Origin of the sequence: Lachnoanaerobaculum sp. Marseille-Q4761 (genome assembly GCF_017565785.1) — a bacterium.
GTDB lineage: Bacteria > Bacillota > Clostridia > Lachnospirales > Lachnospiraceae > Lachnoanaerobaculum.
Genome location: NZ_JAGEKB010000001.1, coordinates 721,186 through 745,446, shown reverse-complemented (window position 1 = coordinate 745,446; position 24,261 = coordinate 721,186). Strand labels below are relative to the sequence as shown.

25 protein-coding genes, 5 tRNA genes and 1 other RNA gene are annotated in these 24,261 nt (G+C 35.3%); all 31 read left to right on the top strand.

The window, feature by feature from the left end; all coding sequences use genetic code 11:
- Positions 1 to 174: 174 nt before the first annotated feature.
- The 31 genes from J4O15_RS03390 to J4O15_RS16115 all read left to right on the top strand — a co-directional run bounded on the left by J4O15_RS03390 (position 175) and on the right by J4O15_RS16115 (position 24,215).
- Positions 175 to 483 (top strand): ArsR/SmtB family transcription factor, encoded by a 309-nt coding sequence (locus J4O15_RS03390; RefSeq protein WP_009219673.1) that lies wholly within the window; start codon positions 175 to 177, stop codon positions 481 to 483.
- On the top strand, positions 480 to 701 hold the full coding sequence (locus tag J4O15_RS15865) for a cation transporter (protein ID WP_243761953.1): 222 nt from the start codon (positions 480 to 482) through the stop codon (positions 699 to 701). The genes J4O15_RS03390 and J4O15_RS15865 overlap by 4 nt, the downstream gene beginning before the upstream one ends.
- Before the next feature lie 45 nt (positions 702 to 746).
- Entirely contained in the window at positions 747 to 2,633 is a 1,887-nt protein-coding gene (locus J4O15_RS03385) for a heavy metal translocating P-type ATPase (RefSeq protein WP_243761952.1), read from the top strand.
- Between the two features lie 92 nt (positions 2,634 to 2,725).
- Positions 2,726 to 3,205, top strand: coding sequence for an S-ribosylhomocysteine lyase (locus J4O15_RS03380; RefSeq protein ID WP_208099695.1), 480 nt, complete (start codon positions 2,726 to 2,728; stop codon positions 3,203 to 3,205).
- A 198-nt stretch (positions 3,206 to 3,403) separates the two neighbouring features.
- A non-coding RNA gene (ssrS, locus tag J4O15_RS03375) (6S RNA) lies at positions 3,404 to 3,580 on the top strand.
- Between the two features lie 57 nt (positions 3,581 to 3,637).
- On the top strand, positions 3,638 to 4,132 hold the full coding sequence (greA, locus tag J4O15_RS03370) for a transcription elongation factor GreA (RefSeq protein ID WP_208099694.1): 495 nt from the start codon (positions 3,638 to 3,640) through the stop codon (positions 4,130 to 4,132).
- A gap of 8 nt (positions 4,133 to 4,140) precedes the next feature.
- On the top strand, positions 4,141 to 4,578 hold the full coding sequence (dtd, locus tag J4O15_RS03365; RefSeq protein ID WP_208099693.1) for a D-aminoacyl-tRNA deacylase: 438 nt from the start codon (positions 4,141 to 4,143) through the stop codon (positions 4,576 to 4,578).
- Between the two features lies 1 nt (position 4,579).
- Positions 4,580 to 6,184: a response regulator gene (locus J4O15_RS03360; RefSeq protein WP_009219679.1), complete on the top strand. Its 1,605-nt coding sequence runs from the start codon at positions 4,580 to 4,582 to the stop codon at positions 6,182 to 6,184.
- A gap of 3 nt (positions 6,185 to 6,187) precedes the next feature.
- Positions 6,188 to 7,981, top strand: coding sequence for a sensor histidine kinase (locus J4O15_RS03355; protein WP_208099692.1), 1,794 nt, complete (start codon positions 6,188 to 6,190; stop codon positions 7,979 to 7,981).
- The gene (locus tag J4O15_RS03350) at positions 7,968 to 8,909 is read left to right on the top strand and encodes a hypothetical protein (protein WP_208099691.1); all 942 of its coding nucleotides are present in this window, start codon (positions 7,968 to 7,970) and stop codon (positions 8,907 to 8,909) included. The genes J4O15_RS03355 and J4O15_RS03350 overlap by 14 nt, the downstream gene beginning before the upstream one ends.
- A gap of 18 nt (positions 8,910 to 8,927) precedes the next feature.
- On the top strand, positions 8,928 to 9,947 hold the full coding sequence (locus J4O15_RS03345; RefSeq protein WP_208099690.1) for a galactose ABC transporter substrate-binding protein: 1,020 nt from the start codon (positions 8,928 to 8,930) through the stop codon (positions 9,945 to 9,947).
- A gap of 201 nt (positions 9,948 to 10,148) precedes the next feature.
- Positions 10,149 to 11,156 (top strand): ATPase AAA, encoded by a 1,008-nt coding sequence (locus J4O15_RS03340; RefSeq protein WP_009219683.1) that lies wholly within the window; start codon positions 10,149 to 10,151, stop codon positions 11,154 to 11,156.
- Positions 11,153 to 11,632, top strand: a complete 480-nt coding sequence (locus J4O15_RS03335; RefSeq protein ID WP_208099689.1) for a prepilin peptidase — start codon at positions 11,153 to 11,155, stop codon at positions 11,630 to 11,632. Before J4O15_RS03340 ends, J4O15_RS03335 begins: the two co-directional genes overlap by 4 nt.
- Positions 11,626 to 12,891 carry a CpaF family protein gene (locus J4O15_RS03330; protein WP_208099688.1) on the top strand — a complete coding sequence of 422 codons (1,266 nt, stop codon included), beginning with the start codon at positions 11,626 to 11,628 and terminating at the stop codon, positions 12,889 to 12,891. Before J4O15_RS03335 ends, J4O15_RS03330 begins: the two co-directional genes overlap by 7 nt.
- Positions 12,803 to 13,618 (top strand): type II secretion system F family protein, encoded by an 816-nt coding sequence (locus J4O15_RS03325; protein WP_243761951.1) that lies wholly within the window; start codon positions 12,803 to 12,805, stop codon positions 13,616 to 13,618. The genes J4O15_RS03330 and J4O15_RS03325 overlap by 89 nt, the downstream gene beginning before the upstream one ends.
- Positions 13,619 to 13,621: 3 nt before the next feature.
- Positions 13,622 to 14,851 carry a hypothetical protein gene (locus tag J4O15_RS03320; protein ID WP_208099687.1) on the top strand — a complete coding sequence of 410 codons (1,230 nt, stop codon included), beginning with the start codon at positions 13,622 to 13,624 and terminating at the stop codon, positions 14,849 to 14,851.
- Between the two features lie 60 nt (positions 14,852 to 14,911).
- Entirely contained in the window at positions 14,912 to 15,088 is a 177-nt protein-coding gene (locus tag J4O15_RS03315) for a Flp1 family type IVb pilin (RefSeq protein WP_009219688.1), read from the top strand.
- Entirely contained in the window at positions 15,085 to 16,983 is a 1,899-nt protein-coding gene (locus J4O15_RS03310) for a DUF5702 domain-containing protein (protein ID WP_208099686.1), read from the top strand. Before J4O15_RS03315 ends, J4O15_RS03310 begins: the two co-directional genes overlap by 4 nt.
- A 142-nt stretch (positions 16,984 to 17,125) precedes the next feature.
- A complete protein-coding gene (locus tag J4O15_RS03305; protein WP_243761950.1) occupies positions 17,126 to 17,872 on the top strand; it encodes a hypothetical protein in 747 nt (248 codons plus the stop codon).
- Positions 17,869 to 18,318 carry a prepilin peptidase gene (locus J4O15_RS03300; protein WP_208099684.1) on the top strand — a complete coding sequence of 150 codons (450 nt, stop codon included), beginning with the start codon at positions 17,869 to 17,871 and terminating at the stop codon, positions 18,316 to 18,318. The genes J4O15_RS03305 and J4O15_RS03300 overlap by 4 nt, the downstream gene beginning before the upstream one ends.
- The gene (locus tag J4O15_RS03295) at positions 18,315 to 18,704 is read left to right on the top strand and encodes a hypothetical protein (RefSeq protein WP_208099683.1); all 390 of its coding nucleotides are present in this window, start codon (positions 18,315 to 18,317) and stop codon (positions 18,702 to 18,704) included. The genes J4O15_RS03300 and J4O15_RS03295 overlap by 4 nt, the downstream gene beginning before the upstream one ends.
- Complete coding sequence (locus J4O15_RS03290; protein WP_208099682.1) at positions 18,661 to 19,797, top strand: DUF6382 domain-containing protein; 1,137 nt, start codon at positions 18,661 to 18,663, stop codon at positions 19,795 to 19,797. Before J4O15_RS03295 ends, J4O15_RS03290 begins: the two co-directional genes overlap by 44 nt.
- Before the next feature lie 436 nt (positions 19,798 to 20,233).
- Complete coding sequence (gene srtB, locus J4O15_RS03285; RefSeq protein WP_208099681.1) at positions 20,234 to 20,995, top strand: class B sortase; 762 nt, start codon at positions 20,234 to 20,236, stop codon at positions 20,993 to 20,995.
- 154 nt (positions 20,996 to 21,149) lie between these two features.
- The gene (locus tag J4O15_RS03280) at positions 21,150 to 22,403 is read left to right on the top strand and encodes a M20 metallopeptidase family protein (RefSeq protein WP_208099680.1); all 1,254 of its coding nucleotides are present in this window, start codon (positions 21,150 to 21,152) and stop codon (positions 22,401 to 22,403) included.
- Positions 22,404 to 22,569: 166 nt separating this feature from the next.
- Positions 22,570 to 23,325 (top strand): cell wall hydrolase, encoded by a 756-nt coding sequence (locus J4O15_RS03275; protein ID WP_009219696.1) that lies wholly within the window; start codon positions 22,570 to 22,572, stop codon positions 23,323 to 23,325.
- A gap of 257 nt (positions 23,326 to 23,582) precedes the next feature.
- A tRNA-Pro gene (locus tag J4O15_RS03270) sits at positions 23,583 to 23,657 on the top strand.
- 26 nt (positions 23,658 to 23,683) lie between these two features.
- Positions 23,684 to 23,757: transfer RNA gene (locus tag J4O15_RS03265), tRNA-Arg, on the top strand.
- A gap of 7 nt (positions 23,758 to 23,764) precedes the next feature.
- Positions 23,765 to 23,835, top strand: a tRNA-Gly gene (locus J4O15_RS03260).
- Between the two features lie 24 nt (positions 23,836 to 23,859).
- Positions 23,860 to 23,933: transfer RNA gene (locus J4O15_RS03255), tRNA-His, on the top strand.
- Positions 23,934 to 23,940: 7 nt separating this feature from the next.
- Positions 23,941 to 24,012: transfer RNA gene (locus J4O15_RS03250), tRNA-Gln, on the top strand.
- 74 nt (positions 24,013 to 24,086) lie between these two features.
- Positions 24,087 to 24,215, top strand: coding sequence for a hypothetical protein (locus J4O15_RS16115; protein ID WP_009219697.1), 129 nt, complete (start codon positions 24,087 to 24,089; stop codon positions 24,213 to 24,215).
- Positions 24,216 to 24,261: the final 46 nt, after the last annotated feature.

Sequence of the window (24,261 nt, the reverse complement as noted above, 5' to 3'; positions counted from 1 at the left end):
GCAGACAGCTTTACAATTTTAAAATAAGGTCTTTTTTATTAAAAAAGCTTGACAGTTGAGCATCTATTCAACTATAATAAAAGTATAACAGTTGAACAAGTACTCAACTAAAGGAGGTGTATCGGAGTAGAAGCTTTAGATAGAAAAGATGCTGTGGTAAGGGTAAAAACAAATATGCTTGAAGGTGTAAAGATAGAAGCTCTCTCAAGATTGTTTAAAGTATTCGGAGAACCCACAAGGATAAAGATACTTTGGGCATTAAATGTACATGAACTATGTGTACTGGATATTTGTGAAGTACTGGATATGACAAAGTCGGCAGTATCACATCAGTTAAGTACATTAAAAGAAGCTAAACTGGTCAAGTCAAGAAGAGAAGGTAAGGAAGTATATTATTCACTGGATGATGAACATGTAAAGGAAATATTTGAAACAGGTATTGTACATGTGTCACATAGATGTAGAGAAGGAGAAAAGGAATGAAGAGAGTTTATAAATTAGAAGGTCTGGATTGTGTGGATTGTGCTGCAAAGCTTGAGAGAAAGCTTGCTGCAATCGATGGTATTACAAGTGCAAATATCAATTTTATGACATTAAAATGCACTTTGGAGGCTGAAGCTGAAAAGATGAATGAAATTATTGAAAAGGCAATGGAGATAATAAAGGTTGAGGAGCCTGATGTAGAGGTAAAGAGGGCGTAGGAGGAAGCTTTACAGATTTTATATTCAACAGGATAGAAGGATAAGATGAACGAAAAGAAAAAAAAGATATTAAGTAAAATAATGATAGCGGCAATTTTTTATATAATTGCAATTATAATTTCAAAACTGAATTTTCCAAAGTCAAATATAATAAGTTTTGTGCTATTTATAACAGCTTATATAATAGTCGGAAGAGATGTATTATTAAAAGCATTTTCAAATATCAAGAGAGGAAAGGTATTTGATGAGAACTTTTTGATGAGTATTGCCACCATAGGAGCAATCATAATAGGTGAGTATCCGGAAGCTGTCGGAGTAATGCTCTTTTATATGGTTGGAGAACTTTTGCAATCACTGGCGGTAAATAAATCCAGAAAATCCATATCCGATATGATGAATATAAGACCTGATTATGCAAATCTGGTAAAAGAAGACGGCAGTGTGGAAATGGTTGATCCCTATGATGTGGAAATAGGAAATACCATATTGATAAAGACCGGAGAGATAATCCCTCTTGACGGAGTGGTGGTATCGGGAAAGGCAATGCTTGATACATCGGCACTTACAGGTGAGTCGGTTCCAAGAGGCGTGCATATAGGAGACAAAGTGTATAGCGGAAGCGTAAATAAGGACGGACTTTTAAAGCTTGAGGTTACTAAGGAATTTAGCGAGTCCACTGCAAGTAAGATTCTTGACCTTGTGGAGAATGCAGCTGCAAAAAAATCAAAGACTGAAAACTTTATATCAAAGTTTGCCGGTGTATATACACCGATAGTTGTTTTTGCGGCAATTGCGCTGGCTTTGATTCCTCCGTTTTTGTTCCCGGATACGGGATTTAGTACATGGATTTACAGAGCATTGACATTTTTGGTAGTATCCTGCCCCTGTGCCTTTGTTATAGCCATACCGCTAAGCTTTTTCAGCGGTATAGGTGCATCGTCAAAAATAGGTGTACTTATAAAGGGAAGCAATTATTTAGAGCTCTTATCAAGAGTAAAAACCTTTTTATTTGATAAAACAGGTACTCTTACAAAGGGAGTTTTTGAGGTGGTAAGTATTCATCCTGCCGGTGTAAATGAAGAAAAACTGCTTGAAAATGCTGCAATGGCTGAGGAATACTCCTCACATCCGATAGCAATTTCAATTAAAAAAGCCTATGGAGAGTTAAAAAAAGAGGGCAATGAAAACATAAATTTTTCCGGAAGGCTTAGTGAACTCAAAGAGGTGGCAGGTCAGGGTATCAGTATAAGAGTGGACAATGAAGAAGTACTTGTGGGAAATGATAAACTGATGCTCTCAAATAATATAGAATTTGAGAAATGCATGGAAGCCGGAACCATAGTATATGTGGCAAGGGGCAAGACATTCCTTGGATCAATAGTTATAAATGACAGGATAAAAGAGGATGTAAGGGATGTTTTACAGGCTTTAAAAAATATCGGTGTGGAAAAAAATATAATGCTGACCGGAGATACAAAGGCTGTGGCGGATGCCGTGTCGGCAAAGGTGGGAGTGGACTATGCATACTCAGAGCTTTTGCCGCAGCAAAAGGTAGAGAAGGTAGAAGAGATACTAGATGATAAAAATATACTTGCCTTTGTAGGTGACGGCATAAATGACGCACCTGTACTTGCAAGAGCCGATATAGGTATTGCAATGGGAGGTATAGGCTCGGATGCCGCCATTGAAGCTGCGGATATTGTAATTATGGATGATAATCTGAACAATATAGTCAGAGGTATAAGACTTGCAAAAAGAACCATGAATATTGCCAAGCAAAATATTGCATTTGCGATAGGAGTAAAGTTGATTTTCCTATTGCTTGCCGCCATAGGTTTTGGTACTATGTGGGAAGCGGTATTTGCAGATGTAGGCGTTACCGTGCTTTGCGTAATAAATGCGATGAGAAATCTGCAAACAAAAAATATATAAATTATATGATTCAATCTTTAAATTTATCATCCTGTGAGCTGAATTTTTGGGATTATAAAATTAAGGTTTTGAATAAATATTATGGAGATTTTATGGAGAAGATAACAAGCTTTACAATAGACCATCTAAAACTTTTCCCGGGCGTATATGTGTCAAGGAAAGATAATGTGGGAGAGATGACAGTCACCACATTTGATATCAGAATGACAAGACCGAATTTTGAGCCGGTGATAAATACTGCGGAACTACATGCAATAGAGCATCTTGGAGCAACATTTTTAAGAAATCATAAGCAATTTGGAGAGAGCATTTTATACTTTGGACCTATGGGCTGCAGAACAGGCTGTTACCTGCTTTTAAAGGGAGATTATGAGTCAAAGGATATAATATCTCTTTTAAAAGAAATGTTTGAATTTATAAAAAAATTTGAGGGAGAGATTCCCGGAGCCTGTGCAAAAGACTGCGGAAACTATCTGGATATGAATCTTCCTATGGCAAAATATATTGCAGGAAAGTATCTGGATGAAGTGCTTGAGAATATTTTAGAGGAGAGGCTTATATATCCTGAATAAAATTGTTACGGTTCATGTACCATATATCTTGAGACTTTTAATTTTACAATCCTTGCGATTAGGATTGTAAAACAAAAGTTCTAAAGGGGCTACCTGAACTGTATATAAAATATAATATAATAATAATATAAAATTTAAAATATAAAGACAAATATATTGAAAAAATTATATTTTGTATTATAATTTGAGTATGAAGAAAAATTCCTGAGGTGAGCGATAACTTTGCCAATTTTGAACCTACATTTTGATTTATGGGATTCCAAATAACCTTGTTTGGATGTCAGGCTGCTATAGGTAGAAGACAGATATCAAGGTGAGGTAACCCACCTAGCTTCGCTAGGCGTCAATAAGCAAAGCCGTCACTTTGGGTCTTAAAAAGAGTAGTTTTTACTACTCTTTTGTTTTATATAAAAATATGATATGGATGGTTTTATGGCAGAGACGCTTACAAAGGAAGATATAAAAAAGATAGAGGCGGAGATTGAGGAAAGAAAATTGGTGCTGAGACCGCAGCTTATAGAGGCTGTAAAAGAAGCAAGAGCACATGGGGATTTATCGGAGAATTTTGAATATTATGCCGCCAAAAGAGAGAAGAATAAAAATGAGAGCAGAATCAATTATCTGGAAAGAATGCTCAGGTTTTGTAATGTATATGAAGATAAAACAGAGGATGATCAGGTAGGAATTGATAAGGTTGTGGAATTATACTTTGAAGAAGATGATGAGAGTGAAAAGTTTAAAATAGTTACCTCTATCAGAGGAGATTCACTTGAAGGCAGATTAAGTATTGAATCACCGATAGGAAAGGCTATAGTCGGAAAGAAAAAAGGTGACAGAGTCAGAGTGCCTGTGGGTGACGGAGGATATTTTGTAAAAATAATGTCCATAGAGATAAGCAATGATGAAGACGAGATAAGATCATTTTAGGAGGAAATATGAAGCTTGTAATACAGAGAGTAAATCATGCAAATGTAAAAATAGACGGGGAAGAAGTAGGCAAAATAAATAAGGGATTATTAGTATTGGTCGGCGTGGCTGCGGATGATGATGAAAAGGTGGTTGAAAAATACTTTAATAAGCTGATAAAGCTTAGGATATTTGAAGATGAAAACGGTAAGACCAATCTTTCATTAAATGATGTAGGCGGAGAACTGCTGCTTGTATCACAGTTTACATTATTGGCAAATTGTAAGGACGGCAACAGACCGAGCTTTATAGGAGCGGGCTCTCCGGATGAGGCAAAAAGACTGTATGAATATATGGTGGAGCTTGGTAAAAAATCAGGTATACATACGGAATGCGGAGTTTTCGGAGCGGATATGAAAGTATCCCTTGAAAATGACGGACCGTTTACTATAGTATTGGAACTCTAATATGAAAGAACTTTATAAAATATTACTTGTTGATGACGAGGAAGAGGTCAGAAAAAGCATTATAAAAAAAATCAACTGGGAAGAAGAGGGATTTTTGGTAGTCGGAGATGCCGAAAACGGAGTGGAGGCATTGGAGAAAATAGAGAATCTGAATCCTGACCTTGTATTTACGGATATCAGAATGCCATATATGGACGGACTGGAATTGATAAATGAAATCAATATAAGATATCCTCTTATAAAGTCCATGATTTTTTCAGGCTTTGATGATTTTGATTATGCCAAAGAAGCTATAAAAATGGGAGTTATCGAATATGTGCTAAAGCCCGTATCAGCGCCGGAGCTTACGGAGATACTAAGAAAAGTGCATAAGAACCTGGATGCCGAACTGGATAAAAAAAGAGATATTGAAAAATTAAAAAGGGGTTATCTGGCAAGTCTTCCAATCCTCAGAGAACAGTTTTTAAACGGATTGATACATGGAAGCTTAAGTAAGGCTGAGATAGAGCATGCACTTAAGGAATATGAAATAAACTTAAATAATGCAAGCAAATATATAGTTGCAGCAATACATATAGATGATATGGACAGCCATATAGTGGCAAAAGAACTTATACCAATCTCTGTAAAGGTAAACCTGCTTGAAAATCTCGGAGATAAATTCCATGCGGAGGTGTTCTCGGTTTATTCAAATACCAGTATGTATATTCTTATAGGTCTGCCGGATAAGATGTCCAAAAACTATATAATGTCGGTGCTTTCAGAGGCTATAAAGGATGTTAACAGAACCATAGGCGTAAACTTAACTATAGGGCTGGGTATCACTGTAAATAATCTTACAGAGCTTCACAAGTCATATACTCTGGCAAAGGAGGCGCTTGGCTACAGAGGTATTGTAGGCAATGGCGAGGTTATATATATAAAGGATATGGAGCCTGTTAAGTCCGATAAATTAAAATTTGAGGATATTGAGGCAAAGGAATATATCAATATATTAAAATTCGGAAGTGATGAAAGTATCATAGAATATGTTGAAAAGATATTTGCAAAGCTGAAGGAATCAAAGGTACATTCAAGCCAGTATCAATCCTATATGATAAATGTGATAAATATTATTATCAGTCTTGTACAGGATTACAGTCTGGAGCTTTCCGTACTGACTAAAACTGCTACAGATTATATAGACCTTTTGGATAAGATAAAGGATACCGGAGGTTTTAGAGAATGGCTGCTTGAGGCAAGTATAAATATTGCTCATAAAATAAGAGAAGACAGAGCCTTTACCTCCAAAAAGGTATTGGAAGAGGCGAAAAGTTATATAGAAGAGAATTTTGCGGATATTGATTTATCTTTGGAAAAACTTTGTAAACATCTGCATGTTTCGGTTGCCAGGTTCTCCACAAATTTTAAAAAGGATATGGGGATATCCTATGTAAATTTCCTTACAAATTTGAGATTACAAAAGGCGGTGGAACTTTTAAAGACTACCGATGAAAAGACCTATATCATTGCCGAAATGGTAGGCTATGCGGATCAGAACTATTTCAGCTATGTATTTAAGAAAAAATACGGGGTTTCACCTTCAAAATACCGTCAGCAGGTTTAGTATATGGATAGGGGAAAGTTCAGTATAAAAAAGCTCAGTATAAAAAATCTGAGCATACAAAGCTCCATCTTCATATACTTTACAGTTACCGCAATCATTGCCATAGCCCTTATAAGCCTTATAATGTTTCAGAGATTTACAAACAGTCTTAATGCCACCATTATTGAAGAAAATGCAGGCATTATCGGGCAGGTGGGTGAGTCTATAGATTCATATCTGAGAAATTCCATGAAGATTTCAGATTCCATATATTATAATGTAATCAAAAATACCGATATATCAGGCAATGAAATAAAAAAGGGTATGAATCTCATCTATGTAAACAATGATAATATGATAGAGGATATAGCTCTTATATCCGGAAGCGGAGAATTGATAGAGTCAATGCCTGCGCTTAGATTAAAGGATAATATCAATGTTTTAGAAAAAGATTTTTTTAAAAAAAGTATGGCGGAGAGCGAGTATATTTATTTTTCCATGCCCCATATCAGAAATCTGTTTGACCAAAATGAAAGCAGCTATTCATGGGTAATGTCTCTTGCAAGAGCTGTGGAGATAACCGATGAGGGTAAGGCTACTCAGGCTGTACTTCTTATAAATTTAAACTATGTTTTTTTTGAGGAGCTGTTTTCAAATGTAAATCTTGGAAATGGAGGATATATTTATCTGACCAATGACAGGGGAGATATAATATGGCATCCCAGACAAAATGAAATATACTCAGGTCGTTTTGATGAAAATAATAAATATGCGGCAGGATTAAAAGACGGTATCAGTGTTGAAAATTATGGCGGTAAGAAAGTTACTTTAAATGTAAGAACCATAGGATATACAGGGTGGAAGCTGGTGGGAGTCACACCCAACGCCACATTAAATATCTATGGAATTAAGTTCAGATTCTTTGTGGTTTTTGTAGCGGATTTATTTTTGTTTTTGCTGGCAATGATAAATGCCTTTATTTCGGATAAGATATCAAATCCTATAAAGAGGCTTGATACAAGTGTAAGAGAGATTGAGAGCGGAAATCTGGATGTGGATATAGTACCAAGCGGCTCGTATGAGGTGGAGCATCTTGGGAAGTCCATAAAAAATATGTTGGGGAGAATAAAGCTTTTGATGTCCGATTTGGTGGAAGAACATAATGCCAAGAGAAAATCGGAGTTTGACACTTTGCAATCCCAGATAAATCCGCATTTTTTATACAATACTTTGGATATTATAGTATGGATGATTGAAAATGAAGAGCCTGATAAGGCGGTAAGTATAGTGACCGCTCTGGCAAAGTTTTTTAGGATTTCTCTTAGCAAGGGTAAGAATATAATCACCGTAAAGGATGAAATAGAGCATGTAAGAAACTATCTTATGATACAGAATATGCGCTTTAAAAACAGATTTGAATATAGTATAGAGGCGGATGAAGAGGTGCTTTTATATTCCTCATTAAAACTTATGTTGCAGCCGTTAGTGGAAAATGCCATATATCACGGCATGGAATTTATGGATGGAGACGGAGAGATAGATGTAAAAGTATCTAAGGAGGGCGAAAGTCTTTATTTTACAATCCGTGATAACGGGCTGGGTATGAGCAAGGAAATGGTGGATAAATTATTAAGTAAGGATATTATGCCAAGTAAAAAGGGCTCGGGAATAGGAGTAAAGAATGTAAATGAGAGAATAAAGCTGTACTTTGGAAATGAGTACGGACTCCGTGTTGAATCCGAACCCGATGATGGTACAAAAATCATTATTCATTTGCCTGCTGCAATATATGGAGAGGGAAAATATGAAGACAGATAAAAAATATATATGGATATTATGGTTTATCTCTATTGTCTTACTTTTTATAATCTCTCAGACAGATTTGATTCTAAAAGAAGAAGTGCCGCATGTATATCAGGTATCACTGATACTTGACAGTGAAGATGAAAGCAAATATATAAACTTAAAAAAGGGAGTGGATGATGCCGCCAAGAAATATAATATCGATATAAATTTGCTCACCTTAAATAATATTACTCAGAATGCCGTTATATACTCGGCAGAAGAAAACGGCACCAACGGTATAATCGTACTTGCAAAAAATGATTTGGAAATAAATAATAAAAAAGTTCCTATAGTCGTTTTAAAATCAAAGTCCGGAGATATTATCGATAATCCTAAAAGCGGCTATTTGAGTATAAATACCGATTATACCGGAATGATTACAAAGCTATATAATTCTTTTGAAGAAAAATTTGATAAAAACTCCTATATATATGTGTTTTTAAATAATAGAGATATTTCCGGAATAGAGGAGGAAATAGATTTCTTGAAATCAAAGCAAAGTTCCAATATAATTTTTATAGAGGGTGATGAAAAGGAATTTAGAACAGCCATAGAGGATTTGGTACATAGTAAAAATAATGCCTATGTATTTTCACTGGATAAGACAAGTACCGATAATTTATGCAAAATAGTCGGTGCAAGTACTGTATACAGGGAGCGTATACAGGGTTTTTATTGTATCGGGGCTACCACATTCTTTTTAAATAAGCTAAATGACGGTACAATTGATGCGATAGCTACGGTTAATGAGTATGATGAAGGATATTTGGCAGTTGAGATGCTTATGGCGGATTTGAAAAAAACAAATTATATGTCAAATATCGATATGGAAAATATGTTGGTGAATAAGGAAAGTCTGGAAAACGAGGATATGGTAAAACAGCTTTTCCCTATTGACTAGTACATATACGGGAGGAAGATGAAAAAACACAGTTTTTTAATAAGTATGGCGATTTTTGTAATTATTATAATCGTCAGCTTTATATCTATGATGAGCAGGGTAGCACCGCCCAAAAAGAATGTTATAAAGATAGGTCTATGTCTATACAGATTTGATGATACCTTTATATCAAATGTCAGACAGGAGATTGAAGAATATGTAAAAGAATATGAAAAAGAGTATGGCATTAAGATAAATCTTGAGGTGGTGGATGCCAGAGACAATCAAAACACACAGAATCATCAGGTGGAGAGATTTGTATCTCTAAATTATGATGTGCTTTTGATAAATGTGGTGGACAGATTTGCCGCTTCAAATATGATAGAAACTGCCGTAGGGGCAAAAATACCGATAGTATTTTTTAATCGAAAGCCTGTAGATGATGATTTAAACAGGGCGGATAATATATATTATATAGGAGCCGGTCCAAAATCGGCAGGTATTGAGCAGGCAAGGATAATAATAGATGCCTATAATGAAAATCCGCATAGCATAGATATAAATAATGACGGTGTGATAAATTATCTGCTTTTAGAAGGAGAGCCGAGCCATCAGGATTCACTTCTAAGAACCGAATGGGTGATAAAAACTTTGCAGGAGAATAATATTCCCATAAATAAGTTAAACGGTGCCATAGGAAACTGGGAGAGAGCGCAGGGCTCCGCACTTACGGAGGAATGGCTGAATGAGTATAAAGATATAGATTTGGTTATTTCAAATAATGATGATATGGCGCTTGGAGCTATAGATGCGATAGAAAGAGCAAATAATATAACCGGTATAAAGATAGTCGGTATAGACGGTACAAAGGAGGCACTGGAAGCTATAAATGCAGGTAAGCTTTTAGGTACTATAGAAAGTGATAAAAAGGAATACGCCAAAGCTGTTGTGGAGATAGCAATGTTTGCCATAGGAAAATCGTCACTGCCCGAGGATATCAAATCCAAGCTGCTTGATAACAGAACCTATGATGTGGAACAAATTCCGAGGAAAAAATAAATTAACGAAGTATGTATACCGATAGGAAAAAATATTTTTGTACAAAGTTCCCAGTTATTTTATATAAAAATTGTGGATGAAATACTAAAAAGAGCATTGACTTTTATGCTCTTTTTTATTATGATGAAATCCTAAAGATTAGAACATCTTTCTGAGAGATGTTTTTGGGGACCTTTCTTTAAATAATTCTATAGGAGTTTTATGAGGCATATTATAGCGGTGATTGATGAGGATATACGCTTTGCCTTAAAATTATCTGATTTTTTATCAAAGGAGGATAGGATTCCTTTCAAAGCGGTCGCTTATACTTCATTCCAAATGTATAAAAATGAAACTTCTTCTATGGAGGTAGTGGCATTTATCACAGATTTTGATAATGTAGATGAATGCATAAGTACCGGGATTCCGGTTATTCTTTTATCAGATGATGCAATGGTAAAGTCTAAATACGCTGAATCTTCAAAGCTTTTCTGCTCAATATTCAAATTTTGCGGTGTACATATTATTGTGGATGAACTGCTGGGATTTTTTGCAAAAAACTCTTCACTCGGGTTTAGCGGCACCGGTAAAAACACGAGGGTTTACGGGGTGTACTCTCCTATAAACAGATGCGGAAGATCCAGCATGTCCGTTGCACTGCATTCTTATTTTTGTTCTTTATCCACAAGTTCTTTGCTGATTTCCTTTGATGAATATGATTCGGTTTTTGCAGTTTTAAGAAAAGAAAACAGCAGAGATTTATCTGATGTATTTTACGGATATAAAACAGGTGATTTGAATTTTGCAAAGCTTGGAGAATGTATAAGCAGAGTGGAAGATTTAAATATTGTACTGCCGGCAAGATATAATGAGGATTTATTTTATTTATCCGACAGTGAATTATTAAAATTTATAAATGATATTACTGTATCAAATTTATTTGAAATTATTGTGATAGATTTTGGCAGTATAGGCAGAAGAACGATGCAGGTTTTAGATATATGTGAAAAGATATTCTGTCCGGTAATAGGTGAGAGTAATGGGGTGGAATTATCAAAGCTTAACGAGTTTAAATCACTTCTTGGGAGAAACGGATACCCGGAAATACTTCAAAAGCTATATGAAATAAAACTGCCGAATGAGGATATCTCTATGGATATATTCAATTTTGCCAAATTAAAAAGACATGAATATTATTTGCAGATTTCAAAAATAGCAGAGGGCTTATGATTTATTATATAGTGGGAAGTATGTTGTTTGTCGCAGCAGTGACGGATATACTTTGGCGAAAGATACCTAATATTATTATTTTTATATATTTTACAATAGGTATGGCTGTATTAAGCTTAGATTTTTTTATAAGAGTTCTTGTTTCATTATTTCTTTTTTCAATTCTTTATAATCTCAGATTTTTCGGTGCCGGAGATATAAAAATATTTGCACTTGTAATAGGATTTTTGGGTACCTATGAGGGAGTGAATCTTACGGTAACAGCTCTGGTTTTGGCAGGCATCGGCTCATTGGTATATATGATTTTTACCAATCAACTGATTGAGAGAATAGATAAGCTTAAAGACTATTGCATAAGAGTAGTTTCTGCCGGCAGACTTTTAAGATACCATGAATACAATCTGAAGGATAAATATTTGATACCCATATCTCCATATTTTCTGGCAGGCTTTATATTGTGGAGGTGCTTTTGTTAAACAAAAAAATAAAAGATAATGATATTCTAAGGATACAGGTAGTAAAAAGTGAAGAAGAAAGCCCTCAAAAGGGTGAGAGCATATATTTACAATTAAAAAACGAAATAAGAGATAAGCTGTCGGATCTTAGAAATATAGATGATGAAGAATTATATAAGATAATAGACAGCGAGATAATACATAAGGAACATTCTTTTTATATTCCTCTTGAAGAAAAATTAAATATCAGAAGTTCATTATTTGATTCATTCAGAAGACTGGATATATTACAGGAATTATTGGATTCCAAGGATATAACGGAGATAATGGTAAACGGAAAAGATGATATCTTTGTAGAAAAATGCGGAAAAGTAATTAAATGGGATAAATCCTTTGTCAGCAATGAGGTTTTGGAAGATATGATACAGCAGATAGTAAGCAAGGTAAACAGGGTGGTAAATGTATCTTCACCTATTGCGGATGCGAGATTATCAGACGGTTCCAGAGTACATATAGTGTTGCCGCCGATATCACTGGACGGTCCGATTATTACCATCAGAAAGTTTCCGGAAGCTATAAGCATGGAGAGGATGATTCTATATAAAACCTTGTCGGAGGAATGTGCAAAGTTTTTGGAGATGCTTGTATGCTCAGGATATAATATTTTTATATCGGGCGGTACAAACTCCGGAAAGACTACATTTTTAAATGCATTATCAGGCTATATACCAAAGGAGGAGAGAGTAATTACCATCGAGGATTCTGCGGAATTACAGCTGATGCATATAAAAAATATAGTAAGACTTGAAACTAAAAATGCCACTCTGAGCGGTGACGGAAGTATCGGTATAGGTGATTTGATAAGAGCATCACTTAGAATGAATCCTGACAGGATAATAGTAGGTGAGGTAAGAGGCAGGGAGGCACTTGATATGTTACAGGCAATGAATACAGGGCATGACGGTTCTCTTAGTACAGGGCATGGAAACAGCGCCAAGGATATGCTCGCAAGACTTGAAACTATGGTTTTAAGCGGTGCGGATTTGCCTCTGCCGGCTATAAGAGCACAGATAGCAAGTGCTATAGATATAATGATACATCTGGGAAGGCTCAGAGAAGGGGAAAGAAAGATGCTTGAGATTTTGGAGGTTTTGCCCTATGAAAATGGGGAAATTGGACTTAATAAGCTCTATGAGTTTGATATGGAGGAAAAAATCCATAAAAAGGTCGGAGAACTCAAAAACAGACAGAAATTATTCGCAGCAGGCTATAGATTATAATGTATATAAGTTTAGTCTTATCGAGTGGCTAAGATACAGTTTTATGGCTGTTGTAACGGCAGCTTTGGGTTCATATATATTTTATAAAAGTGTGATTATATTCTTTGTTTTATTTCCATTCTGTTTTTTATATCCCAATTTTAAAAGAAAAGAACTTATAAATGTAAAGAAAAGGAAGCTGGTGCTTGAATTTAAGGAAGCCATAATGATTATTTCCTCTTTGCTGAGTGCAGGTTATTCTTTGGAGAACTCAATAAAGGAAGCCTTGGTTGAACTTAGACTTCTATATTCAAAAGATAATCTTATAATAAAGGAATTTGAATATATAAATCAGCTTATCTATATGAATATCAGTGTTGAGAGGGCATTTGACGATTTGGCATACAGAAGTCACAGCGAGGATATCAGAAGCTTTGCCAAGGTTTTAAGGATTGCAAAAAGGAGCGGAGGTGAACTTGTAAGTATTATTTCACATACGGTCAATGTTATAGCGGATAAGGTGAGAATAAAGGAAGAGATAATAACCATGACTGCCGCAAAAAGATTTGAGCAGAGCGTGATGAATGTTTTCCCGCTTTTTATAGTTCTATACATTGATATAAGTTCTCCGGGATTTTTTAATATTATGTACACTACGATTATAGGCAGGATATGTATGAGTTTCGGACTGATTATGTATTTATTTGCTATATATATTTCCAAAGGTCTTTTAAATATAGAGGTATAGCCGATGAAAAAACATTTAAAAAGAATCTTTTGGGATAATAAAAAATATTGGATGGTCGTATTTTTAAGCTTTATATTATTTGGGCTTTGTACTTTATTTTTAAAAAATAATACAGTGACCGATAATTATATCAGCAGACCGGGTGTGGATGAGTATGATGCCGAAATGGAAATTGAGGTGGAGGGATTACTTGATAAGCCGCAAAGAATGGAAATACCGGTATCTAAAAGGCTGTATTCGGAATCTGAGGCAAAAGAAGCCATAAAGGCTGCCCTGGAGAAAGCTTTAAAGATTCTCCCCGGAAAAAATAATTCACTTCAAAATATCACGGAAAATTTGAATCCGATAAATGAAATAAGCGAGCTTGGAATAAGTATAAGATGGGATTTTGGAGATACGGAACTTATAGATATATCGGGTAATGTTTATAATGAGAATCTAAGTGAAAATACTGATTTGGATATAGAAGCTACTTTGATTTATGAATCTTATGAGGAGAGTTATATTATTCCTGTAAGGATTTGCCCGAAAACATTATCGGAGGAAGAGAGAATTTTAAAGGGATTAAGGGAGGTAATAATACAGGCTGATAAAGAACAGATAGAAAAAGACGGATATATTTTACCTGAAACATATAGCGGCAAAAAGCTGATATATCGCTTCAGAGAAAATACGGATTTTAATCTTATATGGATAATTGGAGTAATTATAGCACTACTTTTATATCTAAGGGAAAAAGAGAGGGAAAAGTTTAATCTTGAAAAAATAAAAAGGGAACTTATGAAGGATTATCCCGATATTGTGTCAAAGTTGATTGTATTTATAGGTGCAGGTCTTTCTGTCAGGCAGTCATGGGAAAGCATAGTAAAAGATTATGAGAACGAATACAGAGAGAATAATGAAAAAAGATATGCTTATGAAGAAATGGCAAAAGCCTATGAAAGATTAAAAAACGGTACTCATGAAAATATTGTATATAAGGATTTTGGCAGAAGCTGTTCTTTAAGGCAGTATATGAAACTTGCGTCATTACTTGAGCAAAACAGAAGGAGCGGGATTTCAAATCTGCATACTTTACTCAGTATGGAATCTCAAAGTGCTTGGGATGAAAGATTGAATCTGGCAAGGAGAGAGGGCGAAGAACTTAATACAAAGCTTCTTTTACCATTATTCATAATGCTTTTAATAGTAATGATGATGATAATTGTACCTGCATTGTTGATATTTTATTAGAAAAATCAAAAGAATGTGAATTTCGCAAAATAGAGGCTTTTATGCCGGAAAGGAGAAGATATGTTGGATTTTTGGAAGGATTTTATGGAAAATGAAGATGGAGTAGGTGTTATAGAAATTGTTTTGGTTCTGGTAGTTCTTATAGGTCTGGTCTTAATATTTAAAGGTAATATCAGTAAGCTCTTAAACAATATCTTTAAGGAAATCAATAAGAAATCAAAAGAGGTATATAATTGAAAAAAAGCGGTTCTGTTACCATCTTTGTATGCCTGATATTTATTTGCATCAGTGCATTGATATGCGGACTTTTGGAGTCGGCAAGAACCTCAGGTGCGAGATTGTATTTACAGACTGCAGGAGACTCGGCAATAGATTCATTATTCAGCAGATATCATAGGGCATTATGGGATAATTATAAAATACTCTCATTAGAGAGCGAGAGTGATGAAAAGATAAGCGAACTTATGCTTTCTTATATGCAGCCATATATAGAAAACAGCGGAATGTACCGGATTCAAAATCCACAGATAAAGCTGAATAAAAAAATTAGTCTAAGTGACAATGGGGGAATGTATTTGGAGCAGGAAATCATTGACTATATGAGTCTTGGAGTTTTTGAATCTGTATTTGAAGGCTCTCCTGATGATTTGTGGAAAGATATAGAAGATGCTATGAGTATGGAGAAAATTACCACCGACTACGGACTCGGTTCAAAAGAAGCCATAGAGGTGGAAAAGACATTAAAAAGGCTTTCCGAAAATATAGAAAAGCAGGAAGAGATAAGGTCTAAGATGAAGTCGGCAGTCAGTGCACAAAATATTTCAGAGATAAAAAAGCTGTGCAAGGATCTTAAAAGCACTCTGAAAAAAGTTCCGGATCTCATAAAAAAATATGAGAAAAAGGCTGACAGGATGTCTGAAAAAATAAGGGAAATAGAAAATAAAAATGCCGACAATATTTCAAAGCTTTCAGAAAGTAACAGGGAATATATAGATGGTGAGATATCAAAGTTTAAAGAATATGTGGATAAGGACAGTGAAAGAAGAATAGAGATTTCGGCTCTTGCAGGCTTAAGTGAAAGTATGATATCGGAGGTGGAGGAACTTGAGTCCGATATAGAAAGCCTGCAGGAGATGATGGAAGCCGAAGATGATGAGGAGCAGGATTATGATATCGGTGAGGCATGGAATAATCTTGGTTCAGGTATAGATGCGCTTACGGTAATGAGACTTAATTTTAAATATGGGATAGCGGATGAAGAAAAGGAAGAAAAGCTGAAGCAGGTAAAGGAACTCATATCGGACGGGATTTTTTCTTTGGTCATACCTGAAAACAGAGAGGTATCAAATAAGAGTATTAACAGATTGAGTCTGCCGTCAAATGCGATTACAGGAGGTTATAGCGGCAGGAATCTTGCACAGAGACTTTTAGTAAATGAATATATGGGAACATATTTTGCCGACTTTACAGATGATATAGATACTCCGCTTTCCTATGAGCTCGAATATATATTAAACGGTGATACTTCCGACAGGATAAATCTTGAAAATGCAATCCTTAAAATACTGGCTATAAGAGAGGGGCTGAATTATATGCATATAATATCAGATGCCTCAAAGATGCAAAGTGCACAGGAACTGGCGACAGTGATAAGCGGTGTTTTATGTTTGCCGCAGATTACTCTTCTTATAAAGTTTTTGATAATAGCGGTATGGGCATTGGTGGAGTCGGCAATAGATTTAAGATGCCTTTTATCCGGTGGAAAGGTGCCTTTAATAAAGAGTAGGGATGATTGGAGTGCCGATTTGGATTCCATATTTGATATTTTAAATAATAATTCTCTAAGAGAAAAAGAGGCATCATCAAGGGGGATAAACTATGAGGGATATTTGAAAATGCTTTTGTATATAGAAGAACCTGTAAAAAGAAATTTCAGGATGATGGATATAATGCAGTTAGATATATCAAGAAGTCAAAATGATTTTTTGATAAATGATATGGTATACGGCATTGAGGCGGACATTGGATGTGGTGCAAAAAGGCTGTTCAGTGAGATTTCATTTTTCTCAGAGGAATTTGTCGGACTTGACTCAGGTTATGATATGGCAGTCAAAGTCGAAAAAATATATTGAAGGGAGGTTTTGTATGTCCTCTTATAATAAAAATTTTAGAAATAAAAAAATTAAAGCTCTCCAAGCATGCAGGTATAAGAGGACTCACAAAGCCTCTCTCAGTATAGAGGCGGCTATGTGCTTTTGCCTTTTTATTATAGCTATGGCAATACTTATAATGCCTTTTGATATGATGAATACCGATAGAAAGATAAGAGGTTTAACAGAGGCTATATGTAAGGATGCCTGCCAATATGCCTATACTTATTACAGATTGCAGGGGAAAAGAGAAGAAAGTGGTGAAAATTATGACCGTAGGGCTATGGAAAATATAAAGGGTGTATTTATAGGGGGAGCCGTCGGAAGTTTTGCGGTTTCCAGGATAAATGCCGATATAAAGGATAAAAATATAAAAAATATAAGCGGTATTTTATCATCCTGTATGTCTGACGGGGAAACTATATGCATAAGGATTGATTATAAATATTCACTGCCCATAGGAATACTCGGTAAAAACAGTATTGATCAGACTGTAATAGCTTCAAGAAGAGCGTGGATAGGTGCTGATGGTGGAAAGTCCGGTGAATCGGGGATAAATGATGATGAGTATGTATATATAGGCAAAAATGCGACAAGATATCATATAGATAGGAGATGCCATTATCTTTATAATGATTTGCAGTCGGCGTCTTTTTCATCTGTGGAGAGCCTTAGAAATGATAACGGTGCGAGGTATCATGCCTGTGAGAGATGTGGAAGTCAAGGCGGTACAACAGTTTATATAATGCCATCAGGTACAAGATATCACTTTGATCCCGATTGTAATGCCATTATTGCCTATGTACAAAGGGTAAAGCGTTCAGAAGTGGAGCATCTGGGAGTTTGCTCTTATTGTGGAGGTAGCCATTGAAAATTGAAATTTTGGAAAAAGCGGTTTTAATAGTATTCTTATTGATCTTCACTTATCAGGATATAAGAAAAAAAGAGATATATACATTCGGATTGATACTGTTTTATATAGCTGTTACAGGTATGCAGGTATATAAGTTTTTATCGGGAAATTATATAGATATTAAGGATATTTTCTTTGGTATTTTTAGCGGTGCTTTATTATTTGTGCCTTCAAGGCTGAATATTTTAGGAGAGGGTGATGCTTTTGTCTTTATGGGAACAGGAGCTGTTCTTGGATTTAAAAGGAATTTAATGCTGTTTTTTATATCCGTTTTTATAATATCCATATATGCACTTTTTATGAGTATCTATTGTATGGTGAAAAAAAGAAAAGTAAAGGGAATGAAAGTGGCAATGCTTCCGTTTATAACTATGGCAAATTGCATTATATGGTTTTATAGATGAAGAAAAGACTGAGAGCAAGTTTTACTGTAGAAATAACATATATTATATTTTTTATCTTTCTTGGTATTGCCTTTATAATCGGCTACAGTATAGATAAGCATACAGAGGTGGTAAATAATGTAGAGATACATTTATTACTTGAGAGACTGGCACATGATGAGAAAAATATGGGATATGATAAGGAAAGATTAAAGGCTTTGTCGGAGCTAAAGGGCAATGAGTCGGTAAGAATAGAGGAGAAGAGATTTTTAGTTGAGGCAGTGAAGGGTAATCAGAGTATTACAGTGGCTATATATAATCCGGAGAGTTATATAAGGGCGACTACCGCATTGGAGGGGATATATGAAAGACTTAAAGGTAAGTTATCAGAGGAATCTGAAGAGTAATTGGCTTATATTTGAGCCCGAAGAAAGCTTTTTGTCTGAGCTTTCAAATAAATATGCCTTTGAACTGGGGATGATAGAGCATAATAATATAAGGGGATTTCTAAGACCGGATATAAAAAGAGTGAACTCAAAAGTAAATATATGCTATGATATCAGCTCATTACAGCCGCTATCAAGAGTTTTTGAAGTAAGGGCATTAGGCATAGAAGAGATAAAGTCATTTATTATAGAGATAATAAGCGCTACAAAAGCATTGGAGGAATTTTTACTCGAAGCCTCATCCATAGTGCTTGATCCCGAATATATTTTTTCTGATTTGGATTTTAAAAGATTTTTATTTATATATATCCCAAGAAACGAAGATAATAGGGAAGAAATAAAATCATTATTGGAGAGTATTCTAAATAACATAAATAAAGAAGATAAAGACTGTCTGATAATGCTTTATGGAATGCTAAAGGAATGTCGGAGAAGGGATTTTACTATAAATGATTTGGAGTATATGCCTGATTACAGCTTACAAAAAGATATGGTAAACAGCGAGGAGGAGATTATTGAAAGTAATGCAGATGAGAGTGTATTAAATGATAAAAAGAAAAAGCAATTTAATATTTTTGGAGGGATTTTTAAAGGGAATAAGCAAAAAGAACAAAATGATGAGGAAGAGTTTTTAGAAAAGGTATTTAAAGGATATGAGCCCGGAGTGAAATCAGCCTGCTTAAATGAGGAAAGAAGAGTATTTGAAATAAAAGATGAGGAGATTTCCAATACGGTCTTATTGACAGATAAAAGGATAAAAAATTCAGGTAGAATACTAAGAAGTACCAACGGTATGGAAGATATAGAGATTGGCTATCTGCCTTTTATTATAGGTAAGCAGGATATGATATGTGACTATGTATTGGATGCAGAGGGAGTGAGCAGGCTACATTTGCAGTTTTTTGAAAAGGAGAATACACTATATGTCAGAGATTTGAATTCAAGAAACGGAACATATATAAACGGAAAAAAGCTTGAAAATGAAGAGAATATGGAAATGAATAACGGCGATAATATAAATATCTGCGGCATAAATTATAGATTGGAAATATAAAATAGCTTATAAAAGTATTTTTTGATAATAGAAGGTATTAAAAAATACTAAAGAAAAGGAAGCCTTATCACTTGATGAATTTGTAAATATAATTAAATAAAAAGAATAAGAAACGCACAATCTGTTATACTTACAGCTTAAACGGATTGTAAGTTTTTATATGTAAAATCTTTTGCGATCAAGCTGCACTCACTGTTTTTTTGATGCATAAATATGTTTTTGAAGGTTTGTAAACAGAGGTTAGAGCTTTTGTATATAAGAATAAAAAGATTCCGGTACAGATAGAGGTATGTATAAAAATATGGGCAGACAGTATTTATAAATATGCTTGATAGTTTTTGTATCTGTGATATACTTTATAAAAATTTGATATCTGCTTAAGAAGCGGCGGTTTTACTTATGCAAAGTACGCAGGTATTATATATAGGAGAATGCAGTGAGAGAAAAAATAAGAATAATACTATGCTGTATATTTTTAGCAATAGCAATATATGCGGCTTATAATATAATAAAGATACAAAGCGAATATAAAAAAAGTGTTGATGCCTATAAAAAATTAGATAATTACACCATAGAGCAGACAACATCCGAAACAAGCGGGGAAAGTGAAGAAGAGCCTGTCAAGGAAAAGCCCTATCCCGATGTGGATTTTGCCGGATTAAAATCCGTAAACAGTGATGTTATAGGTTGGATATATGTACCGGATACGGAGATAAATTATCCAATAGTTCATACCTCAGACAATGATTATTATCTTGATCATCTGGTTGACAGAACACAAAATCCTGCAGGTGCAATATTTTTAGATACAAGAAATCCAAGTGATTTCAGTGATTTGCACAGTATAATATACGGACATCATATGAAAAACGGAAGTATGTTCGCAGCACTTAAGGGATATAAAAAGCAGGATTTTTTTGACGGACATAAGACGGGATATTTAATAACACAGGATGCAGCCTATAGTATTGATTTTTTTGCAGGTCATGTGGCAAATGTGGAGGAAAATGCATGGCAGCTTGACTTTGATGATGCCGCAGATTTTGACAATTGGATAAAATCTCTGAAGGATATTTCTGCATTCAAATCAGATATAGAGCCGCAATACGGAGATAGAATATTTACACTTTCCACCTGTAGTTACGAGTTTGATGATGCGAGATTTGTACTTAGCGGTAAGCTTACAAAGATTGAATAAAGACGGTATATAAAAGCTTTATAAAAATATCAAAAACATTTAAAATAAAAATGGTCTTGAACATAACAGTTCTTGACCATTTTTTTTAAAAGTGTTACTATAAGTTAATTCATACTAAATAAGTAGGAATAAAGGAATAAGAGAAGAGGGATTTATGGATATATTAAACGAAGCAAAAAAGATACATAAAATTTTGGTGGAACTTAGAAGGGATTTTCATTTGCATCCGGAACTTAGTATGAAAGAGTACCGTACAGCTACAAGAATCGAGGAAGAGCTGGATAAACTTGGTATAGAGCATTATAGAAGTACTGAAACCGGAGTTATAGGTCTTATAAGAGGAACAGGAGAGTCACAGCCTGCAAAAAGCAGCGGTGTTGATGAAGCTGACAGTAATACAGGGCATCAAAACAGCACCAGAGAAGGTAAAGACAGAGTGGTGGCGCTTCGAGCAGATATAGATGCACTACCGATACTTGAGAAGGATGACAGGGCTTATTGCTCAAAAACTGAAGGAATAATGCATGCCTGCGGTCATGATGTACATAATGCATCACTTCTTGGAGCGGCTATAATACTTGCAAATAACAGGGATAAATTTGCAGGATGTGTAAAACTTATTTTTCAGCCGGGAGAAGAGATAGGAGCAGGTGCCCAGACAATGATAAAAAACGGTGAAGTAAAGGGTGTGGAAAGAATCTTCGGTCTGCATGTGGCACCGGATTTAAGATGTGGTGAGGTAGGAATTACAACAGGTATAAACAATGCCTCTGTAGATCATTTCAGAATAGAAATAGAGGGCAAGGCTACACATGTATCCACACCTCATCTTGGCACTGATGCTTTATATATAGCTGCTCAAATTGTAGTGGCATTGCAGGGTATTGTTACAAGAACCACATCGCCCATAGATCCTGTAGTTATAGGAGTGGGTATATTACATGCCGGAACATCTTATAATATTGTTTCGGGAAGCGGTGTTATAGAGGGAACCACAAGAACCACCTCAACAAAAACCAGACAGGAAGTAAAGGAGAAGGTGGAAAGAACCGCAAAAAACATTGCGGAAATTTATGGAGGAAATGCCGAAGTTATTTGGACAGATTATACATCACCTCTAATAAATGATGAGAAAGTATCAAGTGAAGTTAGAGAGATTATCGGAGATATTTTGGGAGAAAATGCCGCAAAAACAAGACCTATATCACTTGGAGGAGATAATTTTGCAGAATTTATCTTGGAAATTCCGGGTGCTTATGCATATCTTGGAACTTCAAATGAAGCTATACCAAATAGCCTAAGACAGATACATAATGAGGGCTTTGATATAGATGAAAATGCCTTGGATATAGGTGCGGCTCTATATGCCGAATATGCATTGAGATGGTTAAATGCAAGTTTTAAATAAAAAAATGTGCGATTTTCAAATATAAAGTTTCTATAATAATGAGCATATTATCAAATCATTAAAGAAAACTTACAAAAATATGACAAATGAAATATATTATTGACATTTTGTTTTCCAATTAATATAATGCAAAAAATTAACACTTTTGTTAAGAAGGAGAGACTTTATGCCAAGAATAACATCGCTTCTGAAATCCCTTTGTGGTAAGATCATGGCTATACCAATGAGACTTACAAAGAAGATGTACAGACAGATGGCATTACTTACAATAGGTGGTGCGGTCATAAGTGTGTTTGCATTTTCAAGTACAGGGTTTGCTGGAAGCGGAAAAAATGCTGTCAGTGCTGCGGTCATAAGTTCTTCTGAAGATAATATTTCAGAAGACGAGACGGAGGACGAGACGAGCGATATTTTGGATAATGCCGGATTAAATAATTCAACTGTAGAGGAAGAAACTATACATTTGCCCCGAGTGGAGCAAAAGGAGACCGGAAAAGAGAAGATGGAAAGACTTCTTGAAGAAAGAAGGGTTGCACTTGGTTTACCTTCACTTACAGTAGAGGATTATAATAATCTGCTAAGAATTGTAGAAGCCGAAGTAGGCGATAATGATGTTTATGGTAGAACAATAGTAGCCAATGTGGTTATAAACAGAGTTCGATCAAGTAAATTTGAAAACACTATAACTGAAGTTATATTCAGTAAAGGTCAGTTTTCGCCTATAAGGGATAAGAGGTTTTTTAAAGTTAAGGTAAGTGAAGCTACCATCAAAGGGGTGAATAATGCCCTGATGGGAGAAGACTATTCGCATGGTGCCCTATATTTTATGGATAGGGCTTATTCGACGAGGCGTGCGGTAGCATGGTTTGATTCATCACTGACATATCTGTTTTCTCATGGTGGTCATGAGTATTTTAAATAATTGGTCATAAGTATTTACATAATACATATGATTATTTTGCTAATACAGTTTTACACAATTTATAAAAGTTTGAACGACCTATAGTTTTATATACACTCAAAAAGGCTTTAAGATAAAGCTTTTTTGAGGCGTGATATAAAGCTTATTTAGGGAGTGAATTTTTTCGGTAAAACCAAAAAAAAGTGCTTGACATTATAATCTCACTCATATATAATGCTGTATGTGTCTGAGAGAGACATAGCAAAAGAAAAGATTAACGGGGTGTGGCTCAGTTTGGCTAGAGTACCTGGTTTGGGACCAGGGGGTCGCAGGTTCGAATCCTGTCACCCCGATTTATCTTCTTAAAAATAAAATATTTGAGTCTGTAGCTCAGCTGGATAGAGCATCGGCCTTCTAAGCCGAGGGTCAGGGGTTCGAATCCCTTCAGGCTCATTGATTTGCAGGTGTAGTTCAATGGTAGAACATCAGCCTTCCAAGCTGAATACGTGGGTTCGATTCCCATCACCTGCTTTTTATCATAATATATATGATATGGTGGGTATAGCGCAGTTGGTTAGCGCGCCAGATTGTGGCTCTGGAGGCCGTGGGTTCGAATCCCATTACCCACCCTTTTATTGGGTCATCGCCAAGCGGTAAGGCACAGGACTTTGACTCCTGCATTCGCTGGTTCAAATCCAGCTGGCCCAGTTTTGTCGGTTCAAGTGATAACACCTGAGGGGTGTTATTTTTAAAATAAGCATTTATTCTTTAGGAGGTGTGTTATGGACATTATGCCAATTTTTGCCGGTATTGTGGGACTGGTAATAGTAGTAGCAGTTGCAGTATCTGCCGGTACGATGGGTGCTGTATTCGGTGTTATAGCAGACGATGATGAGGATGATGAGTTCTAAGAGCAAAAGCAGGGATAAAAGCCCTGTTTTTTTTATGCTCTAAACT

What these genes read in the sequence shown, in the direction of transcription:
- J4O15_RS03325 (WP_243761951.1), top strand. Translation starts at nt 12,803, where the DNA reads ATGAGTTTGATATGGAGGAAAAAATCCATAAAAAGGTCGGAGAACTCA.
- J4O15_RS03280 (WP_208099680.1), top strand. Translation starts at nt 21,150, where the DNA reads ATGGATATATTAAACGAAGCAAAAAAGATACATAAAATTTTGGTGGAA.
- J4O15_RS15865 (WP_243761953.1), top strand. Translation starts at nt 480, where the DNA reads ATGAAGAGAGTTTATAAATTAGAAGGTCTGGATTGTGTGGATTGTGCT.
- J4O15_RS03275 (WP_009219696.1), top strand. Translation starts at nt 22,570, where the DNA reads ATGCCAAGAATAACATCGCTTCTGAAATCCCTTTGTGGTAAGATCATG.
- J4O15_RS03340 (WP_009219683.1), top strand. Translation starts at nt 10,149, where the DNA reads ATGAGGCATATTATAGCGGTGATTGATGAGGATATACGCTTTGCCTTA.
- J4O15_RS03320 (WP_208099687.1), top strand. Translation starts at nt 13,622, where the DNA reads ATGAAAAAACATTTAAAAAGAATCTTTTGGGATAATAAAAAATATTGG.
- J4O15_RS16115 (WP_009219697.1), top strand. Translation starts at nt 24,087, where the DNA reads ATGGACATTATGCCAATTTTTGCCGGTATTGTGGGACTGGTAATAGTA.
- J4O15_RS03390 (WP_009219673.1), top strand. Translation starts at nt 175, where the DNA reads ATGCTTGAAGGTGTAAAGATAGAAGCTCTCTCAAGATTGTTTAAAGTA.
- J4O15_RS03360 (WP_009219679.1), top strand. Translation starts at nt 4,580, where the DNA reads ATGAAAGAACTTTATAAAATATTACTTGTTGATGACGAGGAAGAGGTC.
- J4O15_RS03315 (WP_009219688.1), top strand. Translation starts at nt 14,912, where the DNA reads ATGTTGGATTTTTGGAAGGATTTTATGGAAAATGAAGATGGAGTAGGT.
- J4O15_RS03355 (WP_208099692.1), top strand. Translation starts at nt 6,188, where the DNA reads ATGGATAGGGGAAAGTTCAGTATAAAAAAGCTCAGTATAAAAAATCTG.
- J4O15_RS03385 (WP_243761952.1), top strand. Translation starts at nt 747, where the DNA reads ATGAACGAAAAGAAAAAAAAGATATTAAGTAAAATAATGATAGCGGCA.
- J4O15_RS03345 (WP_208099690.1), top strand. Translation starts at nt 8,928, where the DNA reads ATGAAAAAACACAGTTTTTTAATAAGTATGGCGATTTTTGTAATTATT.
- J4O15_RS03380 (WP_208099695.1), top strand. Translation starts at nt 2,726, where the DNA reads ATGGAGAAGATAACAAGCTTTACAATAGACCATCTAAAACTTTTCCCG.
- greA (WP_208099694.1), top strand. Translation starts at nt 3,638, where the DNA reads ATGGCAGAGACGCTTACAAAGGAAGATATAAAAAAGATAGAGGCGGAG.
- J4O15_RS03335 (WP_208099689.1), top strand. Translation starts at nt 11,153, where the DNA reads ATGATTTATTATATAGTGGGAAGTATGTTGTTTGTCGCAGCAGTGACG.
- dtd (WP_208099693.1), top strand. Translation starts at nt 4,141, where the DNA reads ATGAAGCTTGTAATACAGAGAGTAAATCATGCAAATGTAAAAATAGAC.
- J4O15_RS03305 (WP_243761950.1), top strand. Translation starts at nt 17,126, where the DNA reads ATGGCAATACTTATAATGCCTTTTGATATGATGAATACCGATAGAAAG.
- J4O15_RS03350 (WP_208099691.1), top strand. Translation starts at nt 7,968, where the DNA reads ATGAAGACAGATAAAAAATATATATGGATATTATGGTTTATCTCTATT.
- J4O15_RS03290 (WP_208099682.1), top strand. Translation starts at nt 18,661, where the DNA reads ATGAAAGACTTAAAGGTAAGTTATCAGAGGAATCTGAAGAGTAATTGG.
- J4O15_RS03295 (WP_208099683.1), top strand. Translation starts at nt 18,315, where the DNA reads ATGAAGAAAAGACTGAGAGCAAGTTTTACTGTAGAAATAACATATATT.